Raw genomic sequence first — 26051 nt, 5'->3', positions numbered from 1 at the left:
CCGCTATAACTCAGGTCGCATACGCAAGACCCCAGGCGAAGGTTGGAACCGTGCCGGACGCGACAAGTTAACGGTGAAACGGCGTCACAATTTCGGAGGGCATTCGCTCGCCGCCAACACACGATTCCAGAGAGGTGAACATGGTACGATGCAGCGTTCAGTTTGGGCACGATCAAGCAATCAGAGCATCGCGCGCTGGTGGCACTCTTGTCGCTGCATTGCTCCTTGGAACCGGAATGGCCGCCGCGCAGGTGCTTCCAGTCGACGTCGAGACCGGCAACAATTCGCTTTTCTCGTCCCGCGTGCTGACGACCGACCTCAGCGATCCTTGGGCACTGAACTGGGGTCCGGACGACATGATCTGGCTGACGGAGCGTACCAGCGGCGAGGTGACGCGCGTCGATCCCATCACCGGCGCCCAGCAGGTGCTCCTGGCGCTCGAGGATGTCTACAGCGGACCGCAGCACGAAGGCCTTCTGGGCATGGCGTTGCATCCCGAGCTGCTGCAGGGCACGGGCAACGACTACATCTACATTTCCTACACGATCAACAATGGCACAGAGGAAGACCCTGACCCCTCGGCGCAGATCGTGCGCTACACCTACAACCAGGATCTCCAGCAGCTGGTCGAGCCGATGCCGCTCATCAGGGGGCTGCCCGCCTGGAATGACCACAATGCCGGTCGTGTCGTTTTTGGACCGGACGGGAAGATCTACTATTCCATCGGCGACCAGGGTGCCAATTTCGGCCGCAACCAGCGGCGCGAGAACCTGGCCCTGACGCTGCCCACGCAGGACGAGGTCGATAGCGAGAACTGGCGCACCTATTCCGGCAAGATCCTGCGCCTCAATCCCGACGGCACGATCCCCGAGGACAACCCCGAGATCGACGGCGTCCGCAGCCACGTCTACTCGTTCGGCCACCGCAACCCGCAGGGTTTGGCTTTCGGCTTTGACGGCAAGCTCTACGAAACCGAACACGGCCCGGCAACCGATGACGAACTGAACCTCATCATTCCGGGCGGCAATTACGGCTGGCCTTGGGTCGCGGGCAACATCGACGACAGGAACTATCGTTTCATCGACTGGGCCGAAGCGCCCGACGATGTCACCCCAAACACCGATCCGCTGCCCGACACTGTGCCGCAATTTCAGGAAAGCGAATTTCCGGGCAAGCTGGTGCCGCCGCTGGCGACCTACTGGACGGTCGACGACGACTATCCGATCGGCGATGTCTGCGGCTACATCTGCGACCCGACCATCGCGCCTTCGTCGGTGCTACCCTATCAGGCTGGCGAGGATGGCATCCCGGAATGGGACAACTCTGTGCTGATCCCGACGCTCAAGCACGGTACGCTGTACGTCCAGCACATGTCCGACGACGGCACCAAAGCGGAAGGCCCGCCGGAGGCCTGGCTGTCCACACAGAACCGATATCGCGACGTGCTGGTCGCGCCCGACAACCGGACCGTCTTTCTGGCCACCGACGCCTTCGGCTCGGCAGCCCAGAAGTTCGGTGAAGGGCTCAACACTTCGGTGCTGCACAATCCAGGCGCAATCCTGATGTTCACCTACGCCGAAAATGGCGGCGGCGGACTCAGCTTCGCCGCAGGCCCGTCGACGGTCGGCGAGGTCCTTGGCGGGGCAAGAGAGGGCGGGGCGCCACAGGAATGGGAAGATCCGGCCACCGGCGGCACCGAGGCGGGAACAGCCGCTGCGACCGAAGACGACATGTCCGAACGTCCCGAAGCCTCGGCTGCGGATGCCGTCTCCGTGACCGAAGAGGCCCATATCCCGGCGGTCGCCGCGCTCGGCGCGCGCCGCTGTATGCTCAGAACTGCGCGATGTGCCACGGTCCCGCCGGCCGCGGCGGCGCCGGTGCCGTGCTGGCCGAGAACGAGAAGCTGGCCGACGACGAATTCCTCGCCATGACGACCGTTCACGGCTTCGGTTACATGCCAGCCTTCGGTGACCGTCTCACCAACAACGACATCGCCGAAATCGGCACTTATATTCGCAACTCTTGGGGCAACGATTACGGCGCTCTCACGACCGATCAGGTGCGCGAGGTTCGGTAAGCGGCCCGCTGAGATCCGGAAGGTGACGCTCTGACCGCGGCTCACGTCACTTCTCTGCGCAGACGGTTCGAGGTGTTGATCGGTTGCAACGACAAATGCCGAAGATCCTGACGTCATCCCGTCCAGATGCTTGGAAGGACGCAGCTCGAGCGGCGCTTCAGGGCGCCGTCGCGGCAGCTTCGACCTTTCTTCTGATGCGGCTGATGGGGCTATCGGAAATATTTGTGGGTGTGTTGAGCGCCGTATTCATTCTTCAGCCCAGCATCGGAGGCACCGCCAGATCCGCCGGCGCCCGGCTGGTCGCCACACTGGTGGGTACCACCGCCGGGCTCGTGACCTTGCTGGCGCTGCCCTATGAGGTCGGCAAAACGCTTGCTCTCGCCTTGTCCGTCTTTCTGGTCAGCGGACTTGCGTCTTTCCGATCCGACTGGACCTACGGACTCGTCGCGGCCGTGGGCATTTCCCTCGCATCAGAGGTCGATCCTTTCCAGACCGCCGTGAGCAGAGCCACCGCAATCGCCTTTGGTGCGGGCCTGGGGATTTTGGTTTCCCTCGTGGTGTGGCCAGAGCGCTCACGCACCCGACGCGAGAAACACTTCCACCGTGTTCTTCGGGCAGTGAGAGACCGCACGGACGATGCTGTGGCAACGGCAGCCGGTCATGGAAAGGCGGAAGCGAAAGAGATCGCGCCGCGTTACGATCGGGAGATGGCGCTCGCTCGAGAGGCAGATTCCTACACACGGGTTCGTGGCGATCGAGAAGACGAGAGGCTTGCGGCTGTGCGCCGTCTCTATAACGCGACGATCATCGTGGACCGGGCGGACGACGCTCTCTCGCGAGACCGAAGCGTTCTCCACGACATGGACAAGCAGGTGCGCGACGTCCGCAAGGATTTAAGTGAGGCCCTCGATCGAATCCTCACCGGCAGCGATAATCCGCGCAAGCTACTGAACAGCATCGACCGAACACTTCAGAGTCTGACCGAGCGCTCCATCGATTCCGACCAGGATACGGAAGCCGTCGGCGCTCGGCTCGCGCTCACATTCGGACTTAAGGAGCTTCGGTCATCGCTGGGCGCATTGGTCGACACGTTGGAGGATCAGGACCGCCAACGGGCGCACAACTGAACGAGACCTCACCACAGCATGACAATGCCGCCCGGAGCGTACGACCCGCGTGAGGTCGCCAAGCGGTCCGCTGACAGAAGCGACGGGTCTCGCTGTTGTGGGCGCCATGCCGATCCAAGCGGCGGCATGTGAGTGCGCAGCGACCACTTGCAACCGAGTTACAGTCAGCGTCACGCAAAAAAAAACCAGATCAGACAAAACGGGAGATGCGCAACCGTCGTCGCCAACTGCCAGCCCCGCACGATGCACAGCGTGCTGCACGCGCCGAGCGCAACCACCACACATTTGAGCGGCTGTTCAAACGCGGCGAGCGCCCGCAAGTTTGCCTTGCGGACTCAAACGTCTCTTGAGGATCCACGGGCTTTCGCCTCGCCTATTGTCCCTTCCGAAGCTTTCGGTGCAGCGGGCCCCCTCACTATATGGAGAGGGTCCGCTTACTCCGTTTTCCAGGCCGACCGCGGCTGTTAGCCGCCCATCTCCTCCTTGAACTGATCGAAGTCGATCTGCAGGCCATTGATGATCGTCGACCAGTGGCGCGTCAGCGCCGCCTGGCCCACGGCTTCCTTGATCTCGCCTTCGGTCGCACCGGCCGCACGGGCGGCCTCCGTGTCGGCGAAGACGCAGTACTGACAGGGGATCTGCGCGCCCACGGCGATATTGATGAGTGCTTTGACCTTGGGCGAGAGCTCGGTCTGGTCGCTGAACTCCATGTCGCGGGTCATGATCCAAGCGCCGCGGATGCCGTGCTCGGGGTACTCCTGCATGAAGGTCGGCACGAAGCCGAAGGCCTCCTTGATCTCGGAATAGGTTTCGGCGGTGGTTTCCTGCGCGGAAACGGGTGCCGAGAAGGCGGCCACCGCGACGACGGCGGCCATGACGAATGTCTTCATTTCTGTTCTCCAGATTTGCTTGGGTGAGGCCGCCGGACAGCGCGTCCGGGGCTGGCTACTTTCTGGATCAAGCCGCCCCCGGAACCTAGTCCACCCTTGGTCCGCCAATCTCAGTCCGAATAACGTCTATACTTGTCAATGATTTAGGGGCATGCAGCGGTTACGCTTCAAGCAGTTGTCTCCGTTAAAACTTGACCGGCGGTACAGTCGGCCCCGAGGTCAGCTACCGGTGCCACCAATAGCGGATGGTCTCGTGGCTGACGGGTCGAAGTACCTGATGAGGCTGTGTTTCGTCATCGGGCGAGCGTGGGTCGGGACCGATCCCGTCTCAAGGCAGATTCCTCTAGCAGTGCCGGCGGCGACTCGGGCGGGTGTCAGCGACAGCTGTCCGTGAATACCTTCCAGGGTTTCAAGAAAGACCCGCCTTCGTGCCGCAGATGACGGTGCTTGCCAACGTTCCATCCGCCAGGCTGCGGATGTAGTTGACCCGGCGCTCGACGAAATCCGGGCCAAGCACCACCATGAAGCGGGCTATTTCGGTGCCTGAGTGCGAAGCGGAACAAAACGGAACCGGTCACATTGAACTGATGTGTCACTTCAAAATTGTCGGGGTGGAACCGGGGTGTCGGTGTCAGATGTCGAAGAGAAGCTGAAACTGCAGCGCGCGGCGCTTGCTGACTTCGGGCTGTTCGCGTTCCAATGTGACGACATCGACGACCTTCTTGGCCGCGCCTGCGAACTGGTTTCGAGCGCGCTGGACGTCCACCTGGTGAAGGTGCTCGAGCATCTCCCGGAGCGCGGCGAAATGCTCATTCGAGCCGGCGTGAACTGGAAGCCGGGCGTCGTCGGACGGGAGACGCTCGGAGACCACGAACACTCGCCCGGCGGATACGCTCTCCGGGCCGCTCAGCCGGTAGTGTCGCCGGACCTGGACCTGGAGGAGCGCTTCGAGACGCCTGCCGTCCTGCGTCACCACGGCGTAAGAAGTATGGTCAACGTCATCATCGCCGGAGAGGGAGAAGCCTTCGGAGTTCTCGAGGTTGATGCCCGTGAACCGCGCGACTTCGGTGATGACGACGTCGCCTTCCTGCGCACCTATGCCAACCTGCTCGCGGCTGGTATCGACCGGGTGCGGACGCATGACGAGCTTCGGCGCTCCGCCCTCGATCACGAGTTGCTTGCGCGGGAACTCGGGCACCGAGTGAGAAACCTGCTCGGCCTCGTTCGCGCGCTTGCGTCGCAGACCACTTCGAAGGACGGCAGCGAAGAGGGGTTTCGTAGCGCCTTCATCGCTCGCCTTCACGCGCTCGCAACGGCCGAAGGGTTGGTGTTCGAGAGGAGTGAGAACCACACGGATCCGATGATCCTCGCGCAGGAGATCCTTGAGCCGCATCGGCACGAGAGCCCGGAAAAGATCACGATCGATGGACCTCCGGTGCGGATGTCGGCGAGACAGGCGCGGATGTTCGGCTTGGCCCTGCACGAACTGGCGACGAACGCTGCGAAGTATGGAGCGCTCTCGGTGTCGGGCGGGGTGGTGCATCTCGCCTGGCGCCTCGACGAAACAGCCGCGGATCGCCAACGGCTCGTGATCAGCTGGGAAGAAGCGGACGGGCCCGAGATTACCCCGCCGGAGCGCAAGGGCTTCGGCACGCGCCTTCTGGAAGACGTGGTCGGCCATGCGTTGGATGGCGAGGCGGAGCTGAACTATCAGCCGCAAGGCTTGCGTTACCATTTGAAGATTCCGTTGGACGATTGACGACCATGACCTACTCCCAGACCGACGATCTCGCCGATCAGCGCATCCTCGTCGTAGAGGACGAGTGGCTGATCGCGCTCGATCTCAAGGACCTTCTGGAGCGGTGGCGCTGCACAGTTATCGGTCCTGTGGCGACAACGTCGGCGGCACTGGACCTCATCGAGGAAGAGCGGCCGGACGCGTCTATCCTGGACGTTCAACTGAGAGGTGAAACTTCCGAGCGCGTAGCGGACATGCTGCGCGACAGGGAGTGTCCCTTCCTCGTGCTGACGGCTTATCAACACCATCATCTGAGCGGGGCTCTGAGCGAGGCTCCCATGCTCCGAAAACCTGTCGATGAGACGAAGCTTCGGACACTGCTTGCCGAACTGCTGCGTTCCGCCAGCTTCCGCTAAAGCAGTGACCAGTCCTTTTGCGCCCATAGGTGTCGAACAATGTCACCTGGTTTTGCGGACAGTCGATGGACGACGTGTTGAGCAACCCGCTTGCAACGGCCCCACGATCGCGGTCGCCTGCCCCGCCCTCGCGCGAGCTTGTGGGAACATAAGTCGCGAAAGCCTGTTCGGACACTTGTTAGACACCAATTCGCGTCGAGCGCGCTCGCTGGAACGTTCGCAACGCTCGAGGAGGAGTTACAGCATGAAATCGTTCTTCGCCCTGAGGAGCAGCGTCAAAACTCTTAAGATATGACAACCAAGCTGACATCGTCAGTCCAGGGGACAATTCCCCTTCGTTCGCGAGGTAAGACGAGCGGTCCTCGTCGTTTCATTGTGCTCCTTGCGCTCATTCCAGCCCTCTCTGCCTGCGACGACCTCCAGTTTCCAAGTGATCCCGAGGGAACGCTCAAATCTGTCGTTTCCGACGGCGAGATGACCGTTGCCGTCTCGCTCAACCCGCCTTGGACAGACGTGGACCGCGACGGTGAACTGAGCGGGGTTGAAGTGGAGCTTGTCGAAGGCTTTGCGGACGAGTTCGGGGCACGGATCGTATGGCGACGCCTCGATGCTTTCGCGGCCCTTTCGAGCCTTGAGCAGGGTGGCGTGGATCTCGCGATAGGGGGCTTCAATCGCAAGGACGTCATGCCAGTTGCCGGTGCTGCGCCCAGCTATGTTTATTACGAGGAGGACAGCGTCCTCGCCGTGCGCGGCGAGCTTCCCGACGATGCCAAACCGCAGGGAGATCAGGTCTTCGTACCGCAGCATCTGCCCCTCGCCGAGCTCGTCGTAGACGAAGGCGGACGCCCGGTCGATGAGTGGTCCGAGGATGTGAACTTCGCAGCCGTTCCGCGCTGGCAAGCTGAAGCGCTCGGACTCACGCCTGTCGACGTCATCTTGCATCGTGCGGACCATGTGGTCGCAGTGCGGCCGGGCGAAAACGGCTGGCTGATGGAGATCGAGCGGTTTCTCCGTCGTCATACGAACAACCTGGACGAGCGTCTTCGCGCGAACCAGCGATGAGCGGGTCCATCCACAGAATGCCGGAAGAACAGCGGAAGGCCCTCCGCCGCGCCCGATGGTTGGAGGTCATCTGGATCGTCGTCCTCGCGACGATCGTGACAGCGATCTATCTTACGGTCGGCAACAGCCAGGCGATGAAGACCGCCTGGATCGAGGACATGCTGAGCTTCGTGCCCCCCATCGCGTTCCTTGTCGCGTCCTAGATCGAAGGATGGAAGCCGAACGAGCGCTTCCCGCTGGGCTACATCCGCGTGACGTCGATCGCCTACCTGATCAGCGCCGTGGCCCTCGGCGGCGTGGGGATTTTCCTGATGGTCGATTCCTCCATCGCCCTGATCAAGAGAGAGCATCCGACGATCGGCAGCTTCGAACTCTTCGGTATGACGATCTGGTTCGGCTGGGCGATGATCGCGGCGCTTGTCTACAGCGTCGTGCCGCCGGTCATCTTCGGACGTCTGAAGGTCGAGCCGGCACGGACGCTGCACGACAAGACGCTTTGGGCCGACGCCCTGATGAACAAGGCCGACTGGATGACGGGAGCGGCGGCCGTGGTCGGCATCCTGGGCATCGGGATGGGCTGGTGGTGGGCTGACGCGGCCGCCGCCATCGTGATCGCCTTGGACGTGCTGCACGACGGTTTCAAGCACACTGGCGCGGCCATCAGGGACCTGTGCGACGAGATGCCGAGAACGATCGACGACAACGAGTTCAGTCCCCTGATTGAGGAAGCCGAAGGTCACATACGCCGCCTGCCGTGGGTGCGCGACAGCCGACTACGTTTGCGCGAGGAGGGGCGCTTTCTCACCGGCACGATATATGTCGTTCCCCGCGAAGCTACGGTGTCACCCGAACGCATCGAAGCACTCGAGGCAGAGCTCCTCGATCTGCACTGGCGCATGCACGACGTCTCGATCGTGCCCTGCACGGGGGTCAAACCCCCTGATGGTTCATTCCAAGCGCTTCGACTGAGAGCGGATGCCGTTCAAGGCAGCGGGTAAGGTGTGTTTGGCGGCTTAGGGAAGATGTAGGGGCGCCCGGCTGTTCGAAATCACTTCGGCGGTCCCTAGTGCAGACGGGGTCGGCGGACGCCTTGTTGGCGCCTGAAATATGTTGAGAATGAAATCCTCGGGCGGTTAGGCTCCGCTAGAAAGGGAGCTTCGAGAGCTCATGAGTGTGTCGCCCAAGATCGATAGGACCCCACGGTCTACCTCACAAAGAGAGGAACAGCAGGGAGCAGTAGCCAATCTGGGGCAGATGGCCCTCGGTGACTGCAGCTTTGACAGCCTTTGCGAGGTGGCTCTGGACGAGTTGGCACGCTGTCTGAATGTGCGGTTCGTGAAGCTGTTGGAGCTTAGCGCGGACAAGACCCACTTCGTCCTGAGGGCGGGGCGTGGTTGGCGACCTGGGCTTGTCGGACACACGACCATTCCCAGCAGCTCCGGCTCGCAGGCGGGCTACTCGCTCAAGACCTCAGAGACGGTAATCGTGAAGGACATCGCGTCCGAAGATCGTTTTGAACCACCCAGCTTGCTTATCGAGCACGGCATCCAGTGCGGCGCGAGTGTCATCGTCGGTCCTGTTTCTGATCCCTGGGGCGTGCTGGGTATCCACGAGAGTGACCGCGAGCGGTGCAGCTTCAGCACCTACGACGTGGATTTCGTTCGTTCGGTGGCGAACATCCTCTGGCTTTTCCTCAGAAACCAGAAAGCCCGTCGGGAGACGGAGCGGGAGCGGCAGGCTCTAAGGTCCTTCGCCGACGCAATGCCGATCCTGTTCGCCGTCGTCGATGCCAAGGGGCGCTACGAGTACGTCAACGAGGCCTATCGGGGCTATGGCGATCCGGCACGGCTGATTGGACGGCGCGTGGCCGATGTAGCTGGCGAGGAGGTTTATCGGACGGCTCAGCCCCACATCAGAAAGGTTCTTTCCGGGGAAACGACGCGCTTCGAGACCAAGCTGACGTCTGGCTCTTCTGCCGGACGGGACGTCCTTGTCACCTATGCGCCTCGCTGGGGCGAAGGCGATGCGCCCGACGGTTTCTACGCGGCCATCGTGGACATCACCGATCAGAAGCAGTTACAGCGCGATATCGCGGAGCGGACGCGACATTATCAGGCTATCGCCGACTCGATCCCCTATGGTGTCTGGACCTGCGATGCAGAAGGTCGCCTGACCTATGTCAGCGAGTCCTTTCTGAACCTTGTCGGCATGACCTTCAACCAGGCGCGGGAATTCGGGTGGATCCGAAGTCTCTTGCCTGATGAAGTCGAAGACACCCGCAGAGCGTGGGAAGCCTACGTTCGCGATAGAGGGAATTGGGAACGCGAACATCGTTTCATCGGTCGCGACGGTCGCACCTACGACATCCTCGCCATTGCTCGCCCGGTCATCGACGAAAACGGTGATCTTGCAAGTTACGTGGGCCTTAATCTGGACATCACTGAGAGAAAGAAGAAGGAGGAACTCCTGCAGCTTGTGACGCGGGAGCTCGACCACCGCGTGAAGAACCTCTTCGCACTGGTTCTTACGATCACACGAATGGCCTCACGCTCTGCCAAGACCGTCGAAGAGTTCAGGCGCGCGTTGGACGGGCGCCTCAGAGCACTTGCCGGCGCGCACGAGTCGATCGCGGCGAAGGAATGGCAGGGCATGTCGCTCCGTCACCTCTTCGAGTCTGAACTCGAGCCTTACGCGGGAGGCCCCGCCAAGATCGACCTTTCTGGGCCGGACCTTCACATCGCAGCACATGCCATACAGCCGCTCGTCCTGGCCGCCCATGAATTGGCGACCAACGCAGCAAAATATGGCGCTCTCGCCTGTGGTGGGGGCACCTTGAGGGTCGAATGGAGCCGAACTCCGTCTGGAGGTCTCACCGTGAGATGGATCGAGACGGGCGTCGAGGGCCTGAAGCCGCCAACGTCGACAGGCTTTGGGACAAGGGTGATCGAGCAGGTTCTGGTGATGCAACTGAACGCTCAAATCGACATGAACTTTCGGCATGGAGGCCTGCAGTTGGAGATCGTTCTGCCATCTGACGTGTTGGAAGCTTCCGAATAACGATGCGCGTCCTATTAGTTGAAGACGAGGCGCTGGTTGCATTGGACCTTGCAGAAATGGTCGAGGAACTCGGACATACGGTTGTTGGTATGTGCAATTCGGCTGACTCGGCGCTTACCTTCTTGGAACGCTCGGATGTGGACTTCGCCGTCCTCGACTACAATCTCAGACAGAGCACGAGCGCGGCGATCGCCGATCGCTTGACAGCGCTCCGCGTGCCTTTTGCTTTCTTGACGGGTTACCGTCCATCTGGGCTTCCGGAACGGTTCAGGAACGGTACTATCTTGGCGAAGCCGGTTAGCTTCGAGGCGGTCAAAGGCTTGTTTGCCCCCGCCGCCAAATCAGATCCATGATGCTCTCATCTAACTTCAAAGTGTCCTGAATTGGCAGGAGGAGCGTCACGGGCAGATGAACATCAGCGCCCGTGCCGCAGTAGCCCCGAAGTCGCCCAGGGTGGCATAGAATGCGGGCACATCCTGCCAGCGCATCGCGATCCCGGGACGTGCCAAAGGAACCAGATCCGCGCCGCCCAACGCGAAATCGGTGCGCAACGGAGCGCCCTAGGCACTTCGTTGCCCCTTCACCGTAACCCGGACTATCCAGCGCCGCGCGCCAACGGACCGACGGCGAGATAGAGGCCATTGCCATCCCCGCGCCGCCCCAAGCTCGTTGCTAGTCGCCTCTCACCGGCAAAGCCTGTTTTCGCAATTCTGCCGCGGCGGCTTCGCTTAGATCATTGTCGGCTTGCGGGGCTTGTAGAACCTCGATAGCCCATTTTCGAAGCGCATTGGTACCCTCGCTGGGTTCCTGGCTCAGGACGGCTATCGCGATATCCAGTTTCGCACTGGCAACTTCGCGTTTTCTGACTTGCGCGTTCAACATCACAGCCGTGACTGCGATCACTAGGACAACTGCAATTTTCCACATATCGAACTTGCCAACCAAGGTTCTCGGTCGTTCGCCTATCAGGTGTCGGCGGCGCCCGTAGGCGACGGCATAGGCCAGGCGATGTCACGGCTGACATTCGGTGCGAACGCAGCGCTCTATGCCCGCCTGCAGGAGATCGGCTTCGAAGGGTTTGTCGATGAGCAACTCAACGACACTCGGATCGAAAATGTGGCACTCGAGGCACTGGCCGTCGATGCGATCGTGAACTTCGATCAGGAGAATTTCTGGAAGTTCAGCACGGACGTTTGGGCCATCAGTTGACGCGCGCTGTATTCAGCGAAAAGCAGCTGCGTGAGGTCATGGCGCTGTTCTGGGCCAATCACTTTCATGCAGCCTACAAGGACAGTTCGCGCATCCACCTGCAGATGTTTGACGATCGCGCGTTCTATCAAGAGAACGCGTTCGGCCAGTTCAGAGACCTGCTGGTCTACAGCGCTCGCAGCCCGTTGATGGCGCAGTTTCTGGACAATGACGAAAGCTCGGCAGGGAGCCTGAACGAGAACTACGCCCGCGAACTGCTTGAGTTGCATACCTTGGGCGCAAGAGCCGACTACACTGAGCAGGATATCTCGGAAGTGGCCCGTATCTTCACTGGCTGGCACTATGCGGAAATCGAGCAGGCCAATTCAGCGGCGATTCCGCGTTTCGAGTTCAGATACCGTCCGCTGAGGCACGATAACGGCGACAAGATGCTCAGCTTTCACCCCGGCGTAATCATCGGCCGGGATGGAAACGAGGGTTACCAGGAAGGGCGACAGCTACTCGCGTACCTTGCGGCACACCCGGCGACGTCGTCGTTCGTATGCGGCAAGATCGTGCAACTTCTTGTAGCCGACGTTCCGCCGCAGCACTTCGTCGATGTCTGCAGTATCACGTGGATGGTGACGGACGGCGATATCCGTTCGGTTCTGGAAGCCATCCTAAAGGACCCGTCATACATTACGACGGTCGAGTATCAACGAAACAAGGGCAAAACGCCTTTCGAGTACTCGGCGTCCGTCGCACGTTTCTTGGCGCTGTCTCCCGAGGCATCGCAGGTCCGTGATTTGGCTATGATACTGCCAGGGGGCTCAGACGGGCTTGAGCTCTTTCCGGCCGCAGGAACGTAGCGATTTCAGGGGACTACCGTCTGGAAGTACAGATTCTTGACGGCGAAACCGTTGTTTGGCGCTATATCGAGGCCGTCTCAGCAGGGTGACGTTCACCAATCTCGAGAAGGAGGTGGCCGCCGCGAAACTCACAGCATTGCCGTCCGAGGGGCGCATCGAGAAGCGCCGCATCGGTGCTGTCAGACTCATGCGAACCAGTCTACGCAAGGGCAGCCAATTTGCTCGGATAAGCCCCCGCTCTTGGGATTTGCTGTGTACAAATGGGAAGTGCCGGCCTAGACGGCACATCTTGGCTCCGCTGATCGGTAGGAGCGCAATGCGCATTCGCGCCTCCTCAGTCCAGACAGATCGCAATTATGTTCCAGCCCCTCGCCAATGCGCTTTCAAAGCGCGGCTACGATACCCTGACCGCAGTCCAGGACGCCGTCACCGATCCAAAGCTGCAAGACGCGGACCTTGTGGTCTCGGCGCAGACCGGATCGGGCAAGACGGTGGGCTTCGGCCTTGCCATTGCGCACACGATCCTGGGCGCGGACGGCACAGTGGGACCGGCCGCAGCACCGCTTGCGCTGATCGTCGCACCGACGCGGGAGCTGGCACTTCAGGTGATGCGCGAACTTGAATGGCTCTATGCCGAGGCGGGCGCGCGGGTGACGACCTGTATCGGAGGCATGGACATCCGCGACGAGCGCCGCGCTCTGGATCGAGGCGCCCATATCGTCGTCGGCACGCCCGGTCGTCTGCGCGATCATATCCAGCGTGGCTCGCTTGAGATGGGCAGCCTGAGGGCCATCGTCCTGGACGAGGCAGACGAGATGCTGGACCTGGGCTTTCGCGAAGACCTGGAGTTCATGCTGGGCGAGGCCCCCGATGATCGGCGCACGCTGATGTTCTCGGCCACAGTGCCGCCGATGATCGAAAAACTCGCCAAGCGGTTCCAGCGCGACGCCGTGCGGGTGACCACGCTGAGCGCCGAAGGCCAGCACGCCGACATCGCCTATCAGGCCATGCGCGTCGCCCCCCACGACGCCGAAAACGCGATCATCAACCTGCTGCGCTTTCACGACGCCGAAAACGCCCTCGTCTTCGCCAATACACGCGCCAGCGTGAACCGGCTGACCGCGCGCCTGACGAACCGGGGATTTTCCGTCGTGCCGCTTTCGGGCGAGTTGAGCCAATCCGAGCGCACGCACGCCCTTCAGGCCTTGCGCGACGGGCGCGCGCGGGTTTGCGTGGCGACCGATGTTGCGGCGCGCGGCATCGACCTTCCCAAGCTCGACCTCGTCATCCATGCCGAGCTTCCCTCGAATGCCGAAAGTCTGCTGCACCGCTCCGGTCGAACCGGACGGGCAGGGCGCAAGGGCATCTCTGCCCTGATCGTGCCGCCCAAGCTGGCGTCTAAAGCCGGGCGGCTGCTTGGTATGGCCAAGATCGAGGCCGACTGGATTGCGCCGCCCTCGGCCGAGGAGATTCTGCAACAGGACGAGGAACGCCTGCTGGCCGACCCCGTCTGGACAATGGAGCCGACACCAGAGCAGCGCGACTTCGCCGCGAAACTGCTGTCCCTGCACGGCCCCGAAAGAATAGCTGCGGCCTATCTGGCCATGCATCAGTCGCGCCTGTCTGCGCCCGAGGACCTCGCCGACCCGGGGGCGCTCCCCGAGCGAAAGGAGCGCGCGGCTTTCGGCCCCAGCTCCTGGATTTCTCTCTCGGTCGGCCGTGATGACCGGGCCGAGCCGCGCTGGCTGCTGCCGCTTTTGTGCAGGGCTGGCAATCTCGACAAGGACTCCATCGGCGCGATCCGAGTGCAGCAGTCGGAAAGTTTCGTCGAGATTCTGAATTCTGCCGTTCCCGGCTTCCTTGCGGCCATCGGCGAGGACGGCGAACTCGAGAAAGGGGTCAAGGCCCGGAAACTCGACGCCGCACCGGACGTCGCACCTGACCGCGCTCCTGCCCCCCGCGAACCAGCCCAGAGCCCGCGCCAGCCCGAACGCCCGGCCCCGTCGCGATCTGACGAGCGCCAAGACAAGCGCCCGACGCCCAAAACGCGCGATACAGGCCCAAAAGCCGCTGCGCCGAGGTCTCTCGACAAAATGGCTCGGGCGATCGCCGAGGGCGCGGTGAAGCCCATTCGAACACCGAAGGATCGCAGCGGCGGGTCATCTGCTCCGGGCGATGACAAGCCGTCCAAGAAGACGCGCTGGGATAAGAAGCCTTCGGGGGCACCGACCGGCAAGTTCGAGAGCAAGCCGACGTCCAAGGGCGCCGTCAAAAAGGACCTGCGAACCGACAACTCCAGGTCGGACGCGCGCAAGACCGACGGCAAAGCCAAGGGAACCAGCTCAGCCGCTGGCGATACCTCCAAGCGCTTCACACCTCCCGGCGCCGCAGGCAGGTCCGGCAAGCCGAAGCCGCAAAGTCGCTTCAAACCAGCGGGGAAACCGCGCAAAGGGTAGACCTCTAGTCGGTGCTGTCGGACTGATGCGAACCAGTCATCGCGGAGAGAGCAATGAGCCCCCTATGTCGCGCCGAGATGGCGCCATTCGACGGTAGGGCAGCCAATGGGTAGCGCAGCCAAAGATACAAGGATGTGAAGCGTGGCTTTATTGATCGCGCGCCGCTCGAGCCGGCCTAGGAGCGGTAACGCCGGAACTTCTGGAACCGTCTTGGACGATCGGGCTTTTCAGCGTCCGGAAAGACCGCCGCCCAATCCGCATCCACGACGTCGCCGACGTAGAGGTCACCGACACTGTCTTGCGCTATGCTGTGCGGGGACAGGAACTGGCCGGGGCCAAGCCCGGCGCCCCGTCCCGCGTCCAGCCGGGACAGTACGGTGCTTTGCCGGTCGAGGACGCTGACAAAGGGTCCGATGTTCGGGAAGTCGCGGTTTACCTTCAGATAGGGCGCGAGTTCGCCAACGATGCAGTCCGGGCAACTGCCGGGCGTGATCGCCAGTCCGCTGGGCCGGTGCATGTTCACGATCTGTGTTTCATACCGTCCATTCGGGTCGAAGATCTGAACACGCGAATTCTCCCTGTCGGCCACGTAGATCCAGCCGTCTGGATCGCAGCAGATGTTGTGCGGCAAGTTGAATTCTCCGGGCCCCGTTCCCGGGCTTCCCCAACTCAGAAGATGTCTGCCGTTTGGATCGAATTTGTGGACGCAGGCGTTTTGATACCCATCCGACACATAGATATCGCCGGACGGGGAAACCGCGGAATGGGTGCACTTGCAGAAGGGCTTGCCGCTCATGAATCCGGAACTCACTCCCGCCGTCCCGATTTGCATCAGGAGCTTGCCGTCCAGCGAGAACTTGCGGACCGTATGGTCGAAGTTGTCGGTCAGATAGAGATGCTGGTCAGGCCCGATCGAGGCACCGTGGGGATTGGTGAAAATTCCTTCGCCCCAGGCTGCCAGCACCTCACCGTCCCTGCTCAGCACCACCACGGGAGTTTGGCCGCGATTGAAGAGGTACACCCGGTCCTTGCCGTCAACCGCGATGCCGGCGACGTCGCCCAGCACCACCTCAGACGGAAGCCTGGCCCAATCGTCTACCGGCTCGAACCTGTAGTCGCCCGCACCAAGAATTTCCGTCATTTGCGCCTCTCGGTTACCTGTCCACGCATTCCTGTATCAGCATAGGTCAAGAGTCGGCCCCGAGGAAGCGATGCGGTCGCGGAACACGACCATTCGACACGCGATCTCGCGCCCGGCCGAAGCGGACGTCCCCCTGCGACCTGAGCCTATCTGTCAAGAACGGCCACCAGGTGCGGAAATTCCGGCGTTGCCATCAGCGCCTTGCATCGCGCGAACCGGCGATCGGCATAAGCTCTGAAGTCCTCGGCGGGGTTGCCGTTCGCCAACTGGATCAGGCCCCAGAGCGTCCAGAGAAGATCACACATCGCCTTGTAGATAACCATGCGCGCCCGGTCCATTTCAGGCACCGGCCCGCCGAAGTAGGCGGTAAGCATCTCCTCATCCTGATCGGGGCCAAAGCCGCCTTCGACGGAAAGGTCGCCCAGATCCCACATCGGGTCGTTCATGCCCGCGTATTCCCAGTCGACGATCCACATCCGCTCGCCGGTATCCAGGAAGTTCTCACACAGCGGATCGCAGTGGCAGGCGACCGAGGGAGGCGTCCGGCGCCCGAGCGACGCGCGGACAACCTCGGCCTCTTCCACGACGTCGTGGTAGCCCTCGGGCAGGCCTACGTCCTTCGTCGACAGGAGCTTCAGGTAGCCGTCGATCATCTCGAACAGCTCGAAGCGTGCAGGGAAGACGGCGCCAGAGTCGTGAAGCTGCCGGAACGCCCGTCCGGCGCGGGCGGGAGCGCCAGGGCGGATGCGGAAGGCCTCGGGCGTCATGGTCTCGGTGCCGTCCACGAAGCGTGTGACCATCACGCCCGAAGCGGGGTCCACGAACAGCACCTCGGGGCTTACGCCCGCCTCGGCGGCGGCACGGGCGGCGGCCGCCTCGTTGGCGCGGTCGATGTATTCCTCCGTGCCTTTGCCCGGCAAGCGCAGTACGGCGTCGCCCGCCCGGAACACGGCGTTGGTGAGCCCGCCCATCCGCACGAGCGGGCCGGCGTAGCCGGAAAGCGCCGGTATCCGCGCCAGAACCTTCCGAGCCTCGTTCTCCATCCGGTCCCCCGTTTCGCCCGACTGTCGCCGCCACTCTTCCATAGGCCTGAACACGTGACTAGGCTCAGCCGAGCGGAGGATGCCATGGCCAGCCACGACAACGACCACCTCGACGCCGTCTATGCCGCGAAAGGTCCTGCGGACATCGCGCGGCTCTATGATGACTGGGCGGGATCCTACGACGCTGACATGGCGAAGGCAGGCTACCGCCACCCGGCGATTGCGACGGCCCTCATGGCGCGGCACTTGCCGCGCGGTGCGGCGCCGATACTCGACGCCGGCGCGGGCACGGGCCTTGTTGGCGAGTGGCTCGGCATCCTCGGCTATCCGGAGGTCGAGGCGCTCGACATTTCCGAGGGGATGCTCGCCGTCGCGCGGGCCAAGGGTATCTACAGCAACCTGCATGTCGGGCTGCTGGGCGGCGAACTGCCGTTGCCGTCCGGCCGCTTCGCAGGCCTGGTCTGCGCCGGCGTTCTGACCACGGGCCATGTCGGCGCCGAAGCGCTGCCCGGCCTTCTCGCCGTGACGAGACCAGGCGCCGTGCTGGTGCTGACGGTCAAGGAGACGCTTTGGGCCGGAAGCCTCGCCGCAGCCGTCGCCGCCACGCCCGAGGCAAAGCTGATGGAGGCGACGGAGCCCTACATCTCGATGCCCGGCGACGCCGGCGCCACGCCCAGCCGCGCCGTGGTGGTGACGCGTACCTAGGCCCTGATGCGTTCGCCCTTAGGATCGTGGAAAGGCGGCGTGCCGAGCTCTGCCGACACCGTCTCGCCCGCAACGACGAGCTCGTAGCGCCCGCCTGCCAGCCAGTCGTCCTTTACCCCCATAGCATTCCGGACATATCCGTAACCGATGCCTTTCCCGAGCGTGTAGCCGTAGCCGCCCGAGGTGAGGTAGCCGACCGGCGCGCCGTCCCGCAGGATCGTCTCGCGCCCCAGAAGCACGGTGTCGCCGTCGACAAGGAACCCCGCGAAGCACTTTTTCAGGGGCTTGCCCGATAATCCTTCGAGGGCCTCACGCCCGAGGAAGGGGCGATTCGACCTCATCTTGACGGCCCAGCCCAGCCGTGCCTCGAAGGGCGTGTCGTTCGGCGTGATGTCAGATGACCAGGCGCGGTAGCCCTTCTCGAGCCGCAGGGATTCAAGTGCGCGATAGCCCACGGGACGCAAGCGCGCGCCGGCGCCCGCCTCCATCAACGCGTCAAAGACCCGCCCTGTGGCCTCGAGCGGCACATGCAACTCCCAGCCCAGCTCGCCGACATAGGTCACCCGCAGCGCCCGTGTCATGGCTCCGGCAATGTCGATTTCGCGCACGTGGCCAAAGGGAAAGGCCGTGTTCGATACCTCGGCATCGGTCACGGCCGACAGCACCTCGCGGGCGCGTGGGCCCATCAGCGAAAGAGTGCCCCACCGCTCGGTCACATCCTCGACCCGCACGTCGCCTTGCGGAAGGTGGTCGACGATCCAGCCGAGGTCATGGGTGCGGAAGCCCGTGCCGGTGACGATGTAGAAGCGGTCCTCGGCGATCCGCGCCACGGTCAGGTCGGCCTCGATCCCGCCGCGGCTGTTCAGAAGCTGGGTATAGGTCAGTCGCCCCACAGGCTTCGTCACGTCCCCCGCGCAGATCCAGTCCAGAGCGCGTTCCGCGTCGCGGCCCGTGATCTCGTATTTCGCGAAGGACGACTGATCGAAAACGCCCACCGCGCTGCGGACCAGCGCATGTTCTTCGCCCACTGGACCGAACCAGTTCTGGCGCCCCATCGAATAGAGGTCGCGCGCCTCGGCTCCTTCGGGCGCGAACCAGTTGGGGCGTTCCCAACCGAGCTTGGAGCCGAAGACCGCCCGGTGCGCCTTGAGCCGGTCGTAAAGCGGAGAGACGATGCGCGGGCGTCCGCTTTCCATCTCCTCGTGCGGGAAGGCGACGGTGTAGTGCTTGCCATAGGCTTCGCAAGTGCGCTCGCAGACCCAGTGCCGATCGCGGTGCAGGCTCGAGAAGCGGCGGATATCGACGACCCAGAGGTCCATCGGCGCTTCGCCCGCGATGACCCAGTCAGCCAGCACCCAGCCCGCCCCGCCACCCGATGCAATGCCGAAGGCGTTGAAGCCTGCACCGACGTACATGTTCGCGCATTCCGCCGCGCGGCCGAGGATGAAGTTGCCGTCGGGCGTGAAGCTTTCCGACCCGTTGATCATCTGCTTCACGCCGGCCTCGGCCAGAGACGGCACGCGCGCGATCGCCTGCTCCATGTGCTGGGCGAAGTGGTCCCAATCGTCGTCGAAGAGCCGGAACTCCCAGTCATTGGGGATGTCACCGGTGGTCAAAGGCTGCGGATCTGGCTCGTAGCCACCCATGACGAGGCCGCCGACCTCTTCCTTGAAGTAGGTACGCCGGTCAGGGTCGCGGATCGTCGGCGCGTTGGTCGAAAGACCAGGCAAGGCCTCGGTGACGATGTACTGGTGCTTGATCGGCTGTAGCGGCACTTCGATCCCTGCCATCGCGCCGATCTGCCGAGCCCACTGCCCGCCGCAGTTGACGACCTTCTCGCACAGGACCTCGCCTTGCGTCGTCTCGACGGCGACAATTCGGTCACCCTCCATCCGGAAGCCGGTGACGCGGACGCCCTCCATGAGCTTCGCCCCGTGCATCCGCGCCCCCTTGGCTAGCGAGCGTGTGATGTCGGAAGGGGTCGCCTGGCCGTCGGTTGGTAGCCAGCTTGCGCCGACAAGGTCGGAGGTGTCCATCAGGGGCCACATCCGCTTCACTTCGTCGGGTGAGATCAGGTGCATCTCCATCCCGAAGCTGCGGGCGGTGGTGGCGAGGCGGCGGAACTCGGTCCAGCGGTCTGGTGTGGTCGCGAGCCGAAGGCAGCCGGTCATCTTCCATCCGGTCTCAAGCCCCGTCTCCCCGGCCAGCCTTTTGTAAAGCTCGACCGAATACTTGAGCACCTGCGTGATCGAAGCGGACGAGCGCAGCTGTCCCACCAGCCCCGCCGCGTGCCATGTCGAGCCTGAGGTGAGTTGCCCCTGTTCCAGAAGGAGAACGTCGGCCTTGTGGTCGCGGGCGAGGTGATAGGCGGTCGAACAGCCGATGATCCCCCCGCCGATGACGACGATCTGGGCGCGGTCCGGAAGGCTCATTCTGTTCCCCATCTGTTGCGGTAGGCGGACAGCGCCGCGTCAAGCCGCGCACGGTTTTCGGCGGCGTAGGCCAAGTAGTCGACGCCCGGCGCCGACAGGTTGAGGTCAGAGACATAGGCCCAAAGCGTCTCGCGCAGGAGCGCGGCGACCTGCATCGCGTCGAAGGCGCGGAAAAGGGCCGGGTCGGGCCTTGAGGCGAAGTAGGTCGTCAGAAGCGCCTCGGTCGCATCGGGTGGCATCTCGGCGTTCGCGGCCGCTCCGGCGAGGTCGAAAAGCGCCGTGCCGAAGCCCGCGTATTCATAGTCGATGAGCCAGATCCGATGTGTGTCGTCGAGGAAGTTCGCAGGCAGAAGGTCGTGATGCCCGAAGACGATGGGAAGGGGGACCTGCGCCCGCTCCATCTCGTCGGAAAGGGCCAGCAAGGGCGGCGTGACGCTTTCGTGCCGGGTTCCTCGCAGGGTGCGCGCATAGTCGCGCACGACATGGAACGGCCAGAAGAGGAACGCCGCGCCCGAGATCCCGGCGGCCATCTGGCTGTGAAAGTCGGACAGAAGCCGCGCGACGCGCTCGGGATTGGCGCGCAGGTCCTCGGCCTCCCAGGTGCGCGCCTCGATGAAGGCGGTGACCATGACGCCGGGGGTGGCGTAGCGCACCTCGGGCCCGAAGCCCGCGGCATGGGCGGCACGCGCCGTCATGACCTCGCGCGCGCGGTCGACGTGGTGGAACGGGTAGTCGCGTCCCAGGCGCACGACATGGGTGCCTGCGTCGTCGGTGACCTTCCAGATCTCGTTCGACAGCCCGCCCGAAAGTCGCTCGCCTGAAGGCGTGCCGTGCCAGCAGGGCAGGGTGGCGACGGCCTCAGGCAGCGTCATGCCCGCCTCCGTCCGAGAGGCCGAGCTGCGCGCGCGACCGGGACGCCGCGGCGTGGATCAGCCGGTCGGCGATGATGGCGATGAAGGCGACGCAGAGACCGGCGACCAGCCCGCGCCCGGCGTCAGCCTTTGTCAGCGCGATGTAGACCTCCTGCCCGAGGTCGCGGGTACCCACGAGCGCCGTGATGACGAGCATCGACAGAGCGAACATGATCGTCTGGTTCAGGCCCAGAAGGATTTCGGGCATGGCAAGGCGCAGGCGGATGCGGGTCACAATCTGCCAGGGCGTGCAGCCCATGGCCTTGCCTGCCTCGATCAGAGCGGGATCGACACCGCGCAGGCCGAGAACGGTGTAGCGGATCGCGGGCGCCAGCGCGAAGGCCACGATGGCAATCATCGCCGTGAAATCGCCTACACGGAACAGCATGACGGCCGGCATCAGGTAGACGAAGGCGGGCAGCGTCTGGAGCGTGTCGATGATGACCCGCACCGAGGCCCACAGCCGGTCGCGCTCGGCCACGAGGATGCCGATGGGCAGGCCGATCAGCATGGCGATCAAGACCGCGATGCCGCAGAGGTAGACGGTCGTCATCGCCTCTTCCCAAAGGCCTGTCGAGGCCACAAGGACGGTGAGCCCGCCGGCCAGAAGGGCCAGCCGCGGCCCACCCAGCCGCCAGCCGGCGAGCGTCAGAAGCCCTGCCACGCCCAGCCAGGGCAGGCTGATCAAGAAGCGCTTCACCGGGATGAGGACGTTCAGGAGGACCGCGTTCTTCGCGGCCTCGATTTCGTCGAAGTAGTTGATGTTGATGTATTCCACGACTTCGGACCAGAAGGTGCCGGTCGAAAGCCTCCCGGTCTCGGGGTAGGTCTGCACCGCCGGCACGGCGAGGCCCGCGAGGGTGGCGAGGATCAGGACAGTCAGCGCCGACAGCAGGAAGGGGTGACGCCCGACGATGCCTTCGTTGCTGACGGGGGCCGCCGGACGCCTTCGCGCCGCCGCCTGACTGAGGCGGTCGAGCGCGATAGCCAGGGCCACGATGGCGAACCCAGCCTCGAGCCCTGCGCCGAAGTCGAGCCGACGGAGCGCCGAGAGCACGTCGAAACCAAGGCCGCCCGCCCCGATCATCGAGGCGATGATGACCATGTTGAGCGACAGCATGATCACCTGGTTGACGCCTACCATCAGCGCTTCCTGCGCCGAGGGCACCATCACCCGCCAAGTCATCTGCCGCGGCGTGCAGCCGATCATGCGGCCGAGGTCGACGATCTCGTCCGGCACTCGCTGCAGCGCAAGCATGGTGATCCGCGTCATGGGCGGCATGGCGTAGATGAGCGTCGCGATCATCGCCGAGGTCGGGCCGAAGCCGAAGAGAATCAGGATCGGTACGAGGTAGGCGAAGATCGGAATGGTCTGCATCAGGTCAAGAAACGGTACGATCGCACGCCCGAACCCTGTCCAGCGATGCCCCGCGATCCCAAGCAAGAGGCCACCCCCCACGCCCAACGGCACCGCCACGAGGATCGAGGCCAGCGTGAGCATTGCGCTCGTCCACTGGCCGAAGATCGCAATGAAGAAGAACGCCCCTCCGGCCAGCGCCGCGAGTGGCAAGCCGCTAAGGACGAACCCGAGAAGCGCCACCAGCAGCGTCACGCCCAGCCATCCCACCGGCGGCACGGGCACGCCGAAGACGGTTGCGCCGCCGGACAGCAGGCCGAGGGCAATCTGGTAGGGCACGTCGATGACGGCAGAGATGAAGCGCGTGAGGTCGCGGAACGTGAAGAGGCCGAAATGTGCCTCTTTCGTCAGCCAGTCGAGCACTCCGCTGATCCAGGCGGCGAACGGCGGGCGCCAGGCACGGGGGACCTCGAAGGCCCAGGGCAGAACCTCGCCGCCCCAGAGCCAAAGGGCCGCGAAGACGAGGGTGGCGGCGATCCACATCAACGTCCCGGACCGAAGGCCGAGGACTGGAGGTTGGGCAATAGTTGCGGTCTCCATCCCCTAGCCCCCCAACATGAGGTCGACCACGGTTGCCCGGTCCAGCTGCCCCACGACGCGCCCATCGGCGCCGGTCACTGCGACAGCCTCGGTCCCGGCGCGAAACAGAGGCGCCGCCTCGGCCACCGAGGTGCGCGTGGCGACATGTGGCCTCTCCGCCACGCCGTCCGCGGGCGACATCACGCTGCCCGCCTTCGCGACCTTCGCGCGCGCAACCGCCCGCGTGAACTCGCGGACGTAATCGGTTGCGGGGTTCAGGACGAGGTCCTCGGGCGTGCCCGCCTGCACGACCGCCCCGTCCTTCATGATGGCGATGCGGTCGGCGAGCCGGATCGCCTCATCGAAGTCGTGGGTGATGAAAACGATGGTCTTTTTCAGAACGGATTGCAGGCGGATGAACTCGTCCTGCATCTCGCGCCGGATCAGCGGATCGAGGGCCGAGAAGGGTTCGTCGAGGAACCAGAGCTCAGGGTCTGCGGCGAGCGAGCGGGCAATGCCCACCCGCTGCTGCTGGCCGCCCGACAACTGGCGGGGAAAGGCCCCCTCGCGCCCCGAGAGGCCGACGAGGCTTACCATCCGTGCCGCGCGCTCCTCGCGCTCGGTCCGCGGCATGCCCTGCACCTCGAGCGGGAAGGCCACGTTCTGGAGGACCGTCATATGCGGCAGAAGCGCGAAGTGCTGGAAGACCATCCCCATCTTGTGACGGCGCAGCGCGATCATCTCTGCGTCGGAAGCCGTCAAAAGGTTCCGGCCGTGGAACAGGATCTCGCCCGCGGTCGGCTCGATCAGGCGCGACAGGCAACGGACGAGCGTCGACTTGCCGGATCCGGACAGGCCCATGATGACGAAGATCTCGCCCTCTCTTACGGCCAGGTCAATGTTGCGCACTGCGGGGACCAGCCTTGCCGCGACAAGCGCGGCAGGGTCGGCCTCAGGACCGAGGCGGCGCAGCGTTTCGGCCGCATTCGGGCCGAACAGCTTCCAGACGCCCCGGCAGACAAGTTTCGGTTCCGTCGTGTTCATCTCGCGGTCCGGCAGGGCGCCCTCAGGCGCCCTGGCCGAGGCTTTGCACTACTGGATCCAGCCCTGCCAAGTCGCCTCGTTCGCCGCCATCCAGTCGGCTACGACTTGCTCGACGGTCTTCCCGTTCAGGTCGACCTCGGTGATCATCGCACCCATGTCTTCGTTGCTGACGGTGAAGGCATCTATCGCCGAATAAGCGCCTGGCCACTTCTCCTGCACGCCAGACCACGCGACCTTCCAGATGTCGCCGAAGGGTTTACCGCAGTCGTAGGCGAGATCGGGGTTCAACCCCGATGCAGGGTCGGTATAGCACTCCGCAGTGTACTCGGGGAACTCGACCCACTCGCCTTCGTACTTCGCCGGAGCCCAGTGCGGGGCGTAGACCCACAGAAGGATCGGCGCCTGCCGCTGGATCGCGCTTTCCAGCTCGGCGAAGAGAGCGGCGTCAGTCCCGGCGTGAATGACCTCGAACGGCAGGTCGAGCGCCTCGACCCGCTCCTCGTCGAAGCCGCCCCAGGTGACGGGACCTCCAAGATAGCGGCCCTTCGGCAGCGTCTCGGCCGTGCCGAAGGCTTCGGCGCAAGCGGGGTCCTTCAGCGCCTCCCAGTTGGGCAGGCCTGGGCAGAGCTCCTTCATGTAGATCGGGTACCACCACTCTTCCTTGGCCTGCATTCCCGTGGCGCCGACATTGACGACGTCCCCGGTCGCGGTCGCGGCGTCCATGGCCTCGCGCCCCGTCGTCTCCCAGATCTCCATGGCGACATGGAGATCGCCGGTCTCGAGCCCGGCGAACTGGGCAAGGTAGTCGGCCTGAACATACTCGACATTGTAGCCCGCGGCCTTCAGCACCTCGCCCATCAGCTGGGTGGTAATGAGCTGACCGGTCCAGTCGTGCAGCGTGAGCTTGATCGGGTCAGCCGATTCCTGCGCAAGCGCCGATGTACCTGCCAGAAGCGCGACAGTGATCGCGGAAATCCGTTTCGATGTCATGTGGATGCATCCCCTGCTGGGTTCGGAAACTTCCGGGAGTGACGCGGGCCGGGCGCGCCCCGGATGCAGCGCCGAGCTTGTGCGACCCAAGTGAACAGCGCGGCGAAGCGGCCTGTCAATTGCCAAATGTGGGAATTTGTGGTTTTTCCGCCCGTATCTGTTGACTCATGCCTTGGGGCGCGATGGACCGCCTGTCGAAGCGGCACGGCCGCATCCTTGAAATCCTCGGTCGCGAAGGCACCGTGACGATCGCCGAACTTGCCGGGCGACTCGACGTCTCGGCGGAAACCGTGCGCCGCGACGTCCGCCCTCTGGCCGACCGTGGCACGGTGGTGCGGATGCACGGGGCTGTGGGCCTTGTCGGCAGCGCGGGCGAGGCGCCGTTCCAGCGGCGCATGACCGAGAATGCGGGTGCCAAGCAAAGGATCGCACGGACATCCGCCGCGCTCGTTCGGAACGGCGACAGCCTCGCGCTCGACACCGGCACAACGACGAGTTTCCTCGCGCGTGCGCTGACCCGCCACGAACGGCTTGAGATCGTAACGAACTCGACCGACATCGCTCGGACACTTGGCGGGCGGAACGGCAACCGTGTGCACCTTCTAGGAGGCCGCTTTAGCGCGGACTCGGGCGCGGTCCTAGGCTTCGAGACGGTCGAAGCGATGCTGAGCTTCCGGGTCGATCACGCCGTCATCTCCGCCGGTGCGATCTCGCCCGAGGGGGTTATGGACTACGACCCGGACGAGGCGGCCTTTGCCCGTGCGGTCTTGGCGTCAGGCCGGCGGCGGATCGTCGTCTGCGACAGCGGCAAGTTTGGTCGCAGGGCACTGGTCCAGGTGTGTCCGCTGAGCGGGATCGACGCACTCGTTACCGAGGTTGCGCCCACGAGGACGCTTGCCGCGGCTCTGGCCGAGAACGGTGTCTCGGTCACCTGGTCGCAGGCGTCCCTCGGGCACTTGTCGACATAGG

At 63.7% G+C, this 26051-nt stretch carries 25 protein-coding genes; 15 read left to right on the top strand and 10 right to left on the bottom strand.

What is annotated here, in order from left to right:
- Nucleotides 1-236: 236 nt before the first annotated feature.
- The 3 genes from EF888_RS15460 to EF888_RS15450 all read left to right on the top strand — a co-directional run bounded on the left by EF888_RS15460 (nt 237) and on the right by EF888_RS15450 (nt 3204).
- On the top strand, nt 237-1931 hold the full coding sequence (locus tag EF888_RS15460; RefSeq protein ID WP_241239693.1) for a glucose/sorbosone family PQQ-dependent dehydrogenase: 1695 nt from the start codon (nt 237-239) through the stop codon (nt 1929-1931).
- Entirely contained in the window at nt 1844-2077 is a 234-nt protein-coding gene (locus EF888_RS15455) for a c-type cytochrome (RefSeq protein WP_109760985.1), read from the top strand. Before EF888_RS15460 ends, EF888_RS15455 begins: the two co-directional genes overlap by 88 nt.
- Before the next feature lie 95 nt (nt 2078-2172).
- Nucleotides 2173-3204, top strand: a complete 1032-nt coding sequence (locus EF888_RS15450) for an FUSC family protein (RefSeq protein WP_109760986.1) — start codon at nt 2173-2175, stop codon at nt 3202-3204.
- Between the two features lie 464 nt (nt 3205-3668).
- Here EF888_RS15450 and EF888_RS15445 read toward each other — a convergent pair whose 3' ends face one another.
- Nucleotides 3669-4079, bottom strand: a complete 411-nt coding sequence (locus EF888_RS15445) for a carboxymuconolactone decarboxylase family protein (protein ID WP_206508337.1) — start codon at nt 4077-4079, stop codon at nt 3669-3671.
- 643 nt (nt 4080-4722) lie between these two features.
- Between EF888_RS15445 and EF888_RS15440 the strand changes: the two genes are divergently transcribed.
- The 7 genes from EF888_RS15440 to EF888_RS15410 all read left to right on the top strand — a co-directional run bounded on the left by EF888_RS15440 (nt 4723) and on the right by EF888_RS15410 (nt 10720).
- Nucleotides 4723-5853: a sensor histidine kinase gene (locus EF888_RS15440; RefSeq protein ID WP_164721723.1), complete on the top strand. Its 1131-nt coding sequence runs from the start codon at nt 4723-4725 to the stop codon at nt 5851-5853.
- Nucleotides 5854-5858: 5 nt separating this feature from the next.
- Nucleotides 5859-6248, top strand: a complete 390-nt coding sequence (locus EF888_RS15435; RefSeq protein ID WP_109760989.1) for a response regulator — start codon at nt 5859-5861, stop codon at nt 6246-6248.
- Nucleotides 6249-6539: 291 nt separating this feature from the next.
- Nucleotides 6540-7310 (top strand): substrate-binding periplasmic protein, encoded by a 771-nt coding sequence (locus EF888_RS15430; protein WP_109760990.1) that lies wholly within the window; start codon nt 6540-6542, stop codon nt 7308-7310.
- A gap of 17 nt (nt 7311-7327) precedes the next feature.
- Nucleotides 7328-7513: a hypothetical protein gene (locus EF888_RS15425; protein ID WP_109760991.1), complete on the top strand. Its 186-nt coding sequence runs from the start codon at nt 7328-7330 to the stop codon at nt 7511-7513.
- A gap of 48 nt (nt 7514-7561) precedes the next feature.
- On the top strand, nt 7562-8308 hold the full coding sequence (locus tag EF888_RS15420) for a cation efflux transmembrane domain-containing protein (protein ID WP_164721722.1): 747 nt from the start codon (nt 7562-7564) through the stop codon (nt 8306-8308).
- 295 nt (nt 8309-8603) lie between these two features.
- Complete coding sequence (locus EF888_RS15415; RefSeq protein WP_164721721.1) at nt 8604-10367, top strand: PAS domain-containing protein; 1764 nt, start codon at nt 8604-8606, stop codon at nt 10365-10367.
- Between the two features lie 2 nt (nt 10368-10369).
- Nucleotides 10370-10720: a response regulator gene (locus EF888_RS15410; RefSeq protein WP_109760994.1), complete on the top strand. Its 351-nt coding sequence runs from the start codon at nt 10370-10372 to the stop codon at nt 10718-10720.
- A gap of 45 nt (nt 10721-10765) precedes the next feature.
- Here EF888_RS15410 and EF888_RS21915 read toward each other — a convergent pair whose 3' ends face one another.
- Nucleotides 10766-10918 carry a hypothetical protein gene (locus EF888_RS21915; RefSeq protein ID WP_164721720.1) on the bottom strand — a complete coding sequence of 51 codons (153 nt, stop codon included), beginning with the start codon at nt 10916-10918 and terminating at the stop codon, nt 10766-10768.
- A 121-nt stretch (nt 10919-11039) separates the two neighbouring features.
- On the bottom strand, nt 11040-11312 hold the full coding sequence (locus tag EF888_RS15405; RefSeq protein ID WP_109760995.1) for a hypothetical protein: 273 nt from the start codon (nt 11310-11312) through the stop codon (nt 11040-11042).
- A 24-nt stretch (nt 11313-11336) separates the two neighbouring features.
- Between EF888_RS15405 and EF888_RS15400 the strand changes: the two genes are divergently transcribed.
- The 3 genes from EF888_RS15400 to EF888_RS15390 all read left to right on the top strand — a co-directional run bounded on the left by EF888_RS15400 (nt 11337) and on the right by EF888_RS15390 (nt 14880).
- Nucleotides 11337-11576, top strand: coding sequence for a DUF1800 domain-containing protein (locus EF888_RS15400; RefSeq protein ID WP_146203015.1), 240 nt, complete (start codon nt 11337-11339; stop codon nt 11574-11576).
- The gene (locus tag EF888_RS15395) at nt 11573-12424 is read left to right on the top strand and encodes a DUF1800 family protein (protein WP_164721719.1); all 852 of its coding nucleotides are present in this window, start codon (nt 11573-11575) and stop codon (nt 12422-12424) included. The genes EF888_RS15400 and EF888_RS15395 overlap by 4 nt, the downstream gene beginning before the upstream one ends.
- 356 nt (nt 12425-12780) lie before the next feature.
- On the top strand, nt 12781-14880 hold the full coding sequence (locus EF888_RS15390) for a DEAD/DEAH box helicase (protein ID WP_109760998.1): 2100 nt from the start codon (nt 12781-12783) through the stop codon (nt 14878-14880).
- A gap of 175 nt (nt 14881-15055) precedes the next feature.
- Here EF888_RS15390 and EF888_RS15385 read toward each other — a convergent pair whose 3' ends face one another.
- Both EF888_RS15385 and EF888_RS15380 read right to left on the bottom strand, forming a co-directional pair.
- Nucleotides 15056-16021, bottom strand: a complete 966-nt coding sequence (locus tag EF888_RS15385; protein WP_109760999.1) for a peptidyl-alpha-hydroxyglycine alpha-amidating lyase family protein — start codon at nt 16019-16021, stop codon at nt 15056-15058.
- A 146-nt stretch (nt 16022-16167) separates the two neighbouring features.
- Nucleotides 16168-17064, bottom strand: coding sequence for a phosphotransferase family protein (locus EF888_RS15380; RefSeq protein ID WP_109761000.1), 897 nt, complete (start codon nt 17062-17064; stop codon nt 16168-16170).
- Between the two features lie 84 nt (nt 17065-17148).
- Here EF888_RS15380 and EF888_RS15375 point away from each other — a divergent pair, with 84 nt between their 5' ends.
- Complete coding sequence (locus EF888_RS15375; RefSeq protein ID WP_109761001.1) at nt 17149-17769, top strand: class I SAM-dependent DNA methyltransferase; 621 nt, start codon at nt 17149-17151, stop codon at nt 17767-17769.
- Here EF888_RS15375 and EF888_RS15370 read toward each other — a convergent pair.
- From EF888_RS15370 to EF888_RS15350, 5 genes are read right to left on the bottom strand one after another with little or no spacing between them, the layout of a single operon-like run.
- Nucleotides 17766-20201: a GcvT family protein gene (locus tag EF888_RS15370; RefSeq protein ID WP_109761002.1), complete on the bottom strand. Its 2436-nt coding sequence runs from the start codon at nt 20199-20201 to the stop codon at nt 17766-17768. The two genes, EF888_RS15375 and EF888_RS15370, sit on opposite strands and share 4 nt — an antisense overlap.
- Complete coding sequence (locus EF888_RS15365; RefSeq protein ID WP_109761003.1) at nt 20198-21073, bottom strand: choline/ethanolamine kinase family protein; 876 nt, start codon at nt 21071-21073, stop codon at nt 20198-20200. Before EF888_RS15365 ends, EF888_RS15370 begins: the two co-directional genes overlap by 4 nt.
- On the bottom strand, nt 21060-23069 hold the full coding sequence (locus EF888_RS15360) for an ABC transporter permease (RefSeq protein WP_109761004.1): 2010 nt from the start codon (nt 23067-23069) through the stop codon (nt 21060-21062). Before EF888_RS15360 ends, EF888_RS15365 begins: the two co-directional genes overlap by 14 nt.
- 3 nt (nt 23070-23072) lie before the next feature.
- Nucleotides 23073-24092, bottom strand: coding sequence for a quaternary amine ABC transporter ATP-binding protein (locus tag EF888_RS15355; RefSeq protein ID WP_109761005.1), 1020 nt, complete (start codon nt 24090-24092; stop codon nt 23073-23075).
- A 48-nt stretch (nt 24093-24140) separates the two neighbouring features.
- Entirely contained in the window at nt 24141-25082 is a 942-nt protein-coding gene (locus EF888_RS15350; RefSeq protein ID WP_109761006.1) for an ABC transporter substrate-binding protein, read from the bottom strand.
- Nucleotides 25083-25249: 167 nt separating this feature from the next.
- On the opposite strand from EF888_RS15350, the gene EF888_RS15345 reads away from it, so the two are divergent.
- Nucleotides 25250-26050 carry a DeoR/GlpR family DNA-binding transcription regulator gene (locus EF888_RS15345; RefSeq protein WP_206508336.1) on the top strand — a complete coding sequence of 267 codons (801 nt, stop codon included), beginning with the start codon at nt 25250-25252 and terminating at the stop codon, nt 26048-26050.
- Nucleotide 26051: the final 1 nt, after the last annotated feature.

The sequence above is a fragment of the Silicimonas algicola genome, from assembly GCF_003970735.1.
GTDB classification, from domain to species: Bacteria; Pseudomonadota; Alphaproteobacteria; order Rhodobacterales; family Rhodobacteraceae; genus Silicimonas; species Silicimonas algicola.
This window is presented reverse-complemented; position numbering and strand designations above follow the sequence as displayed.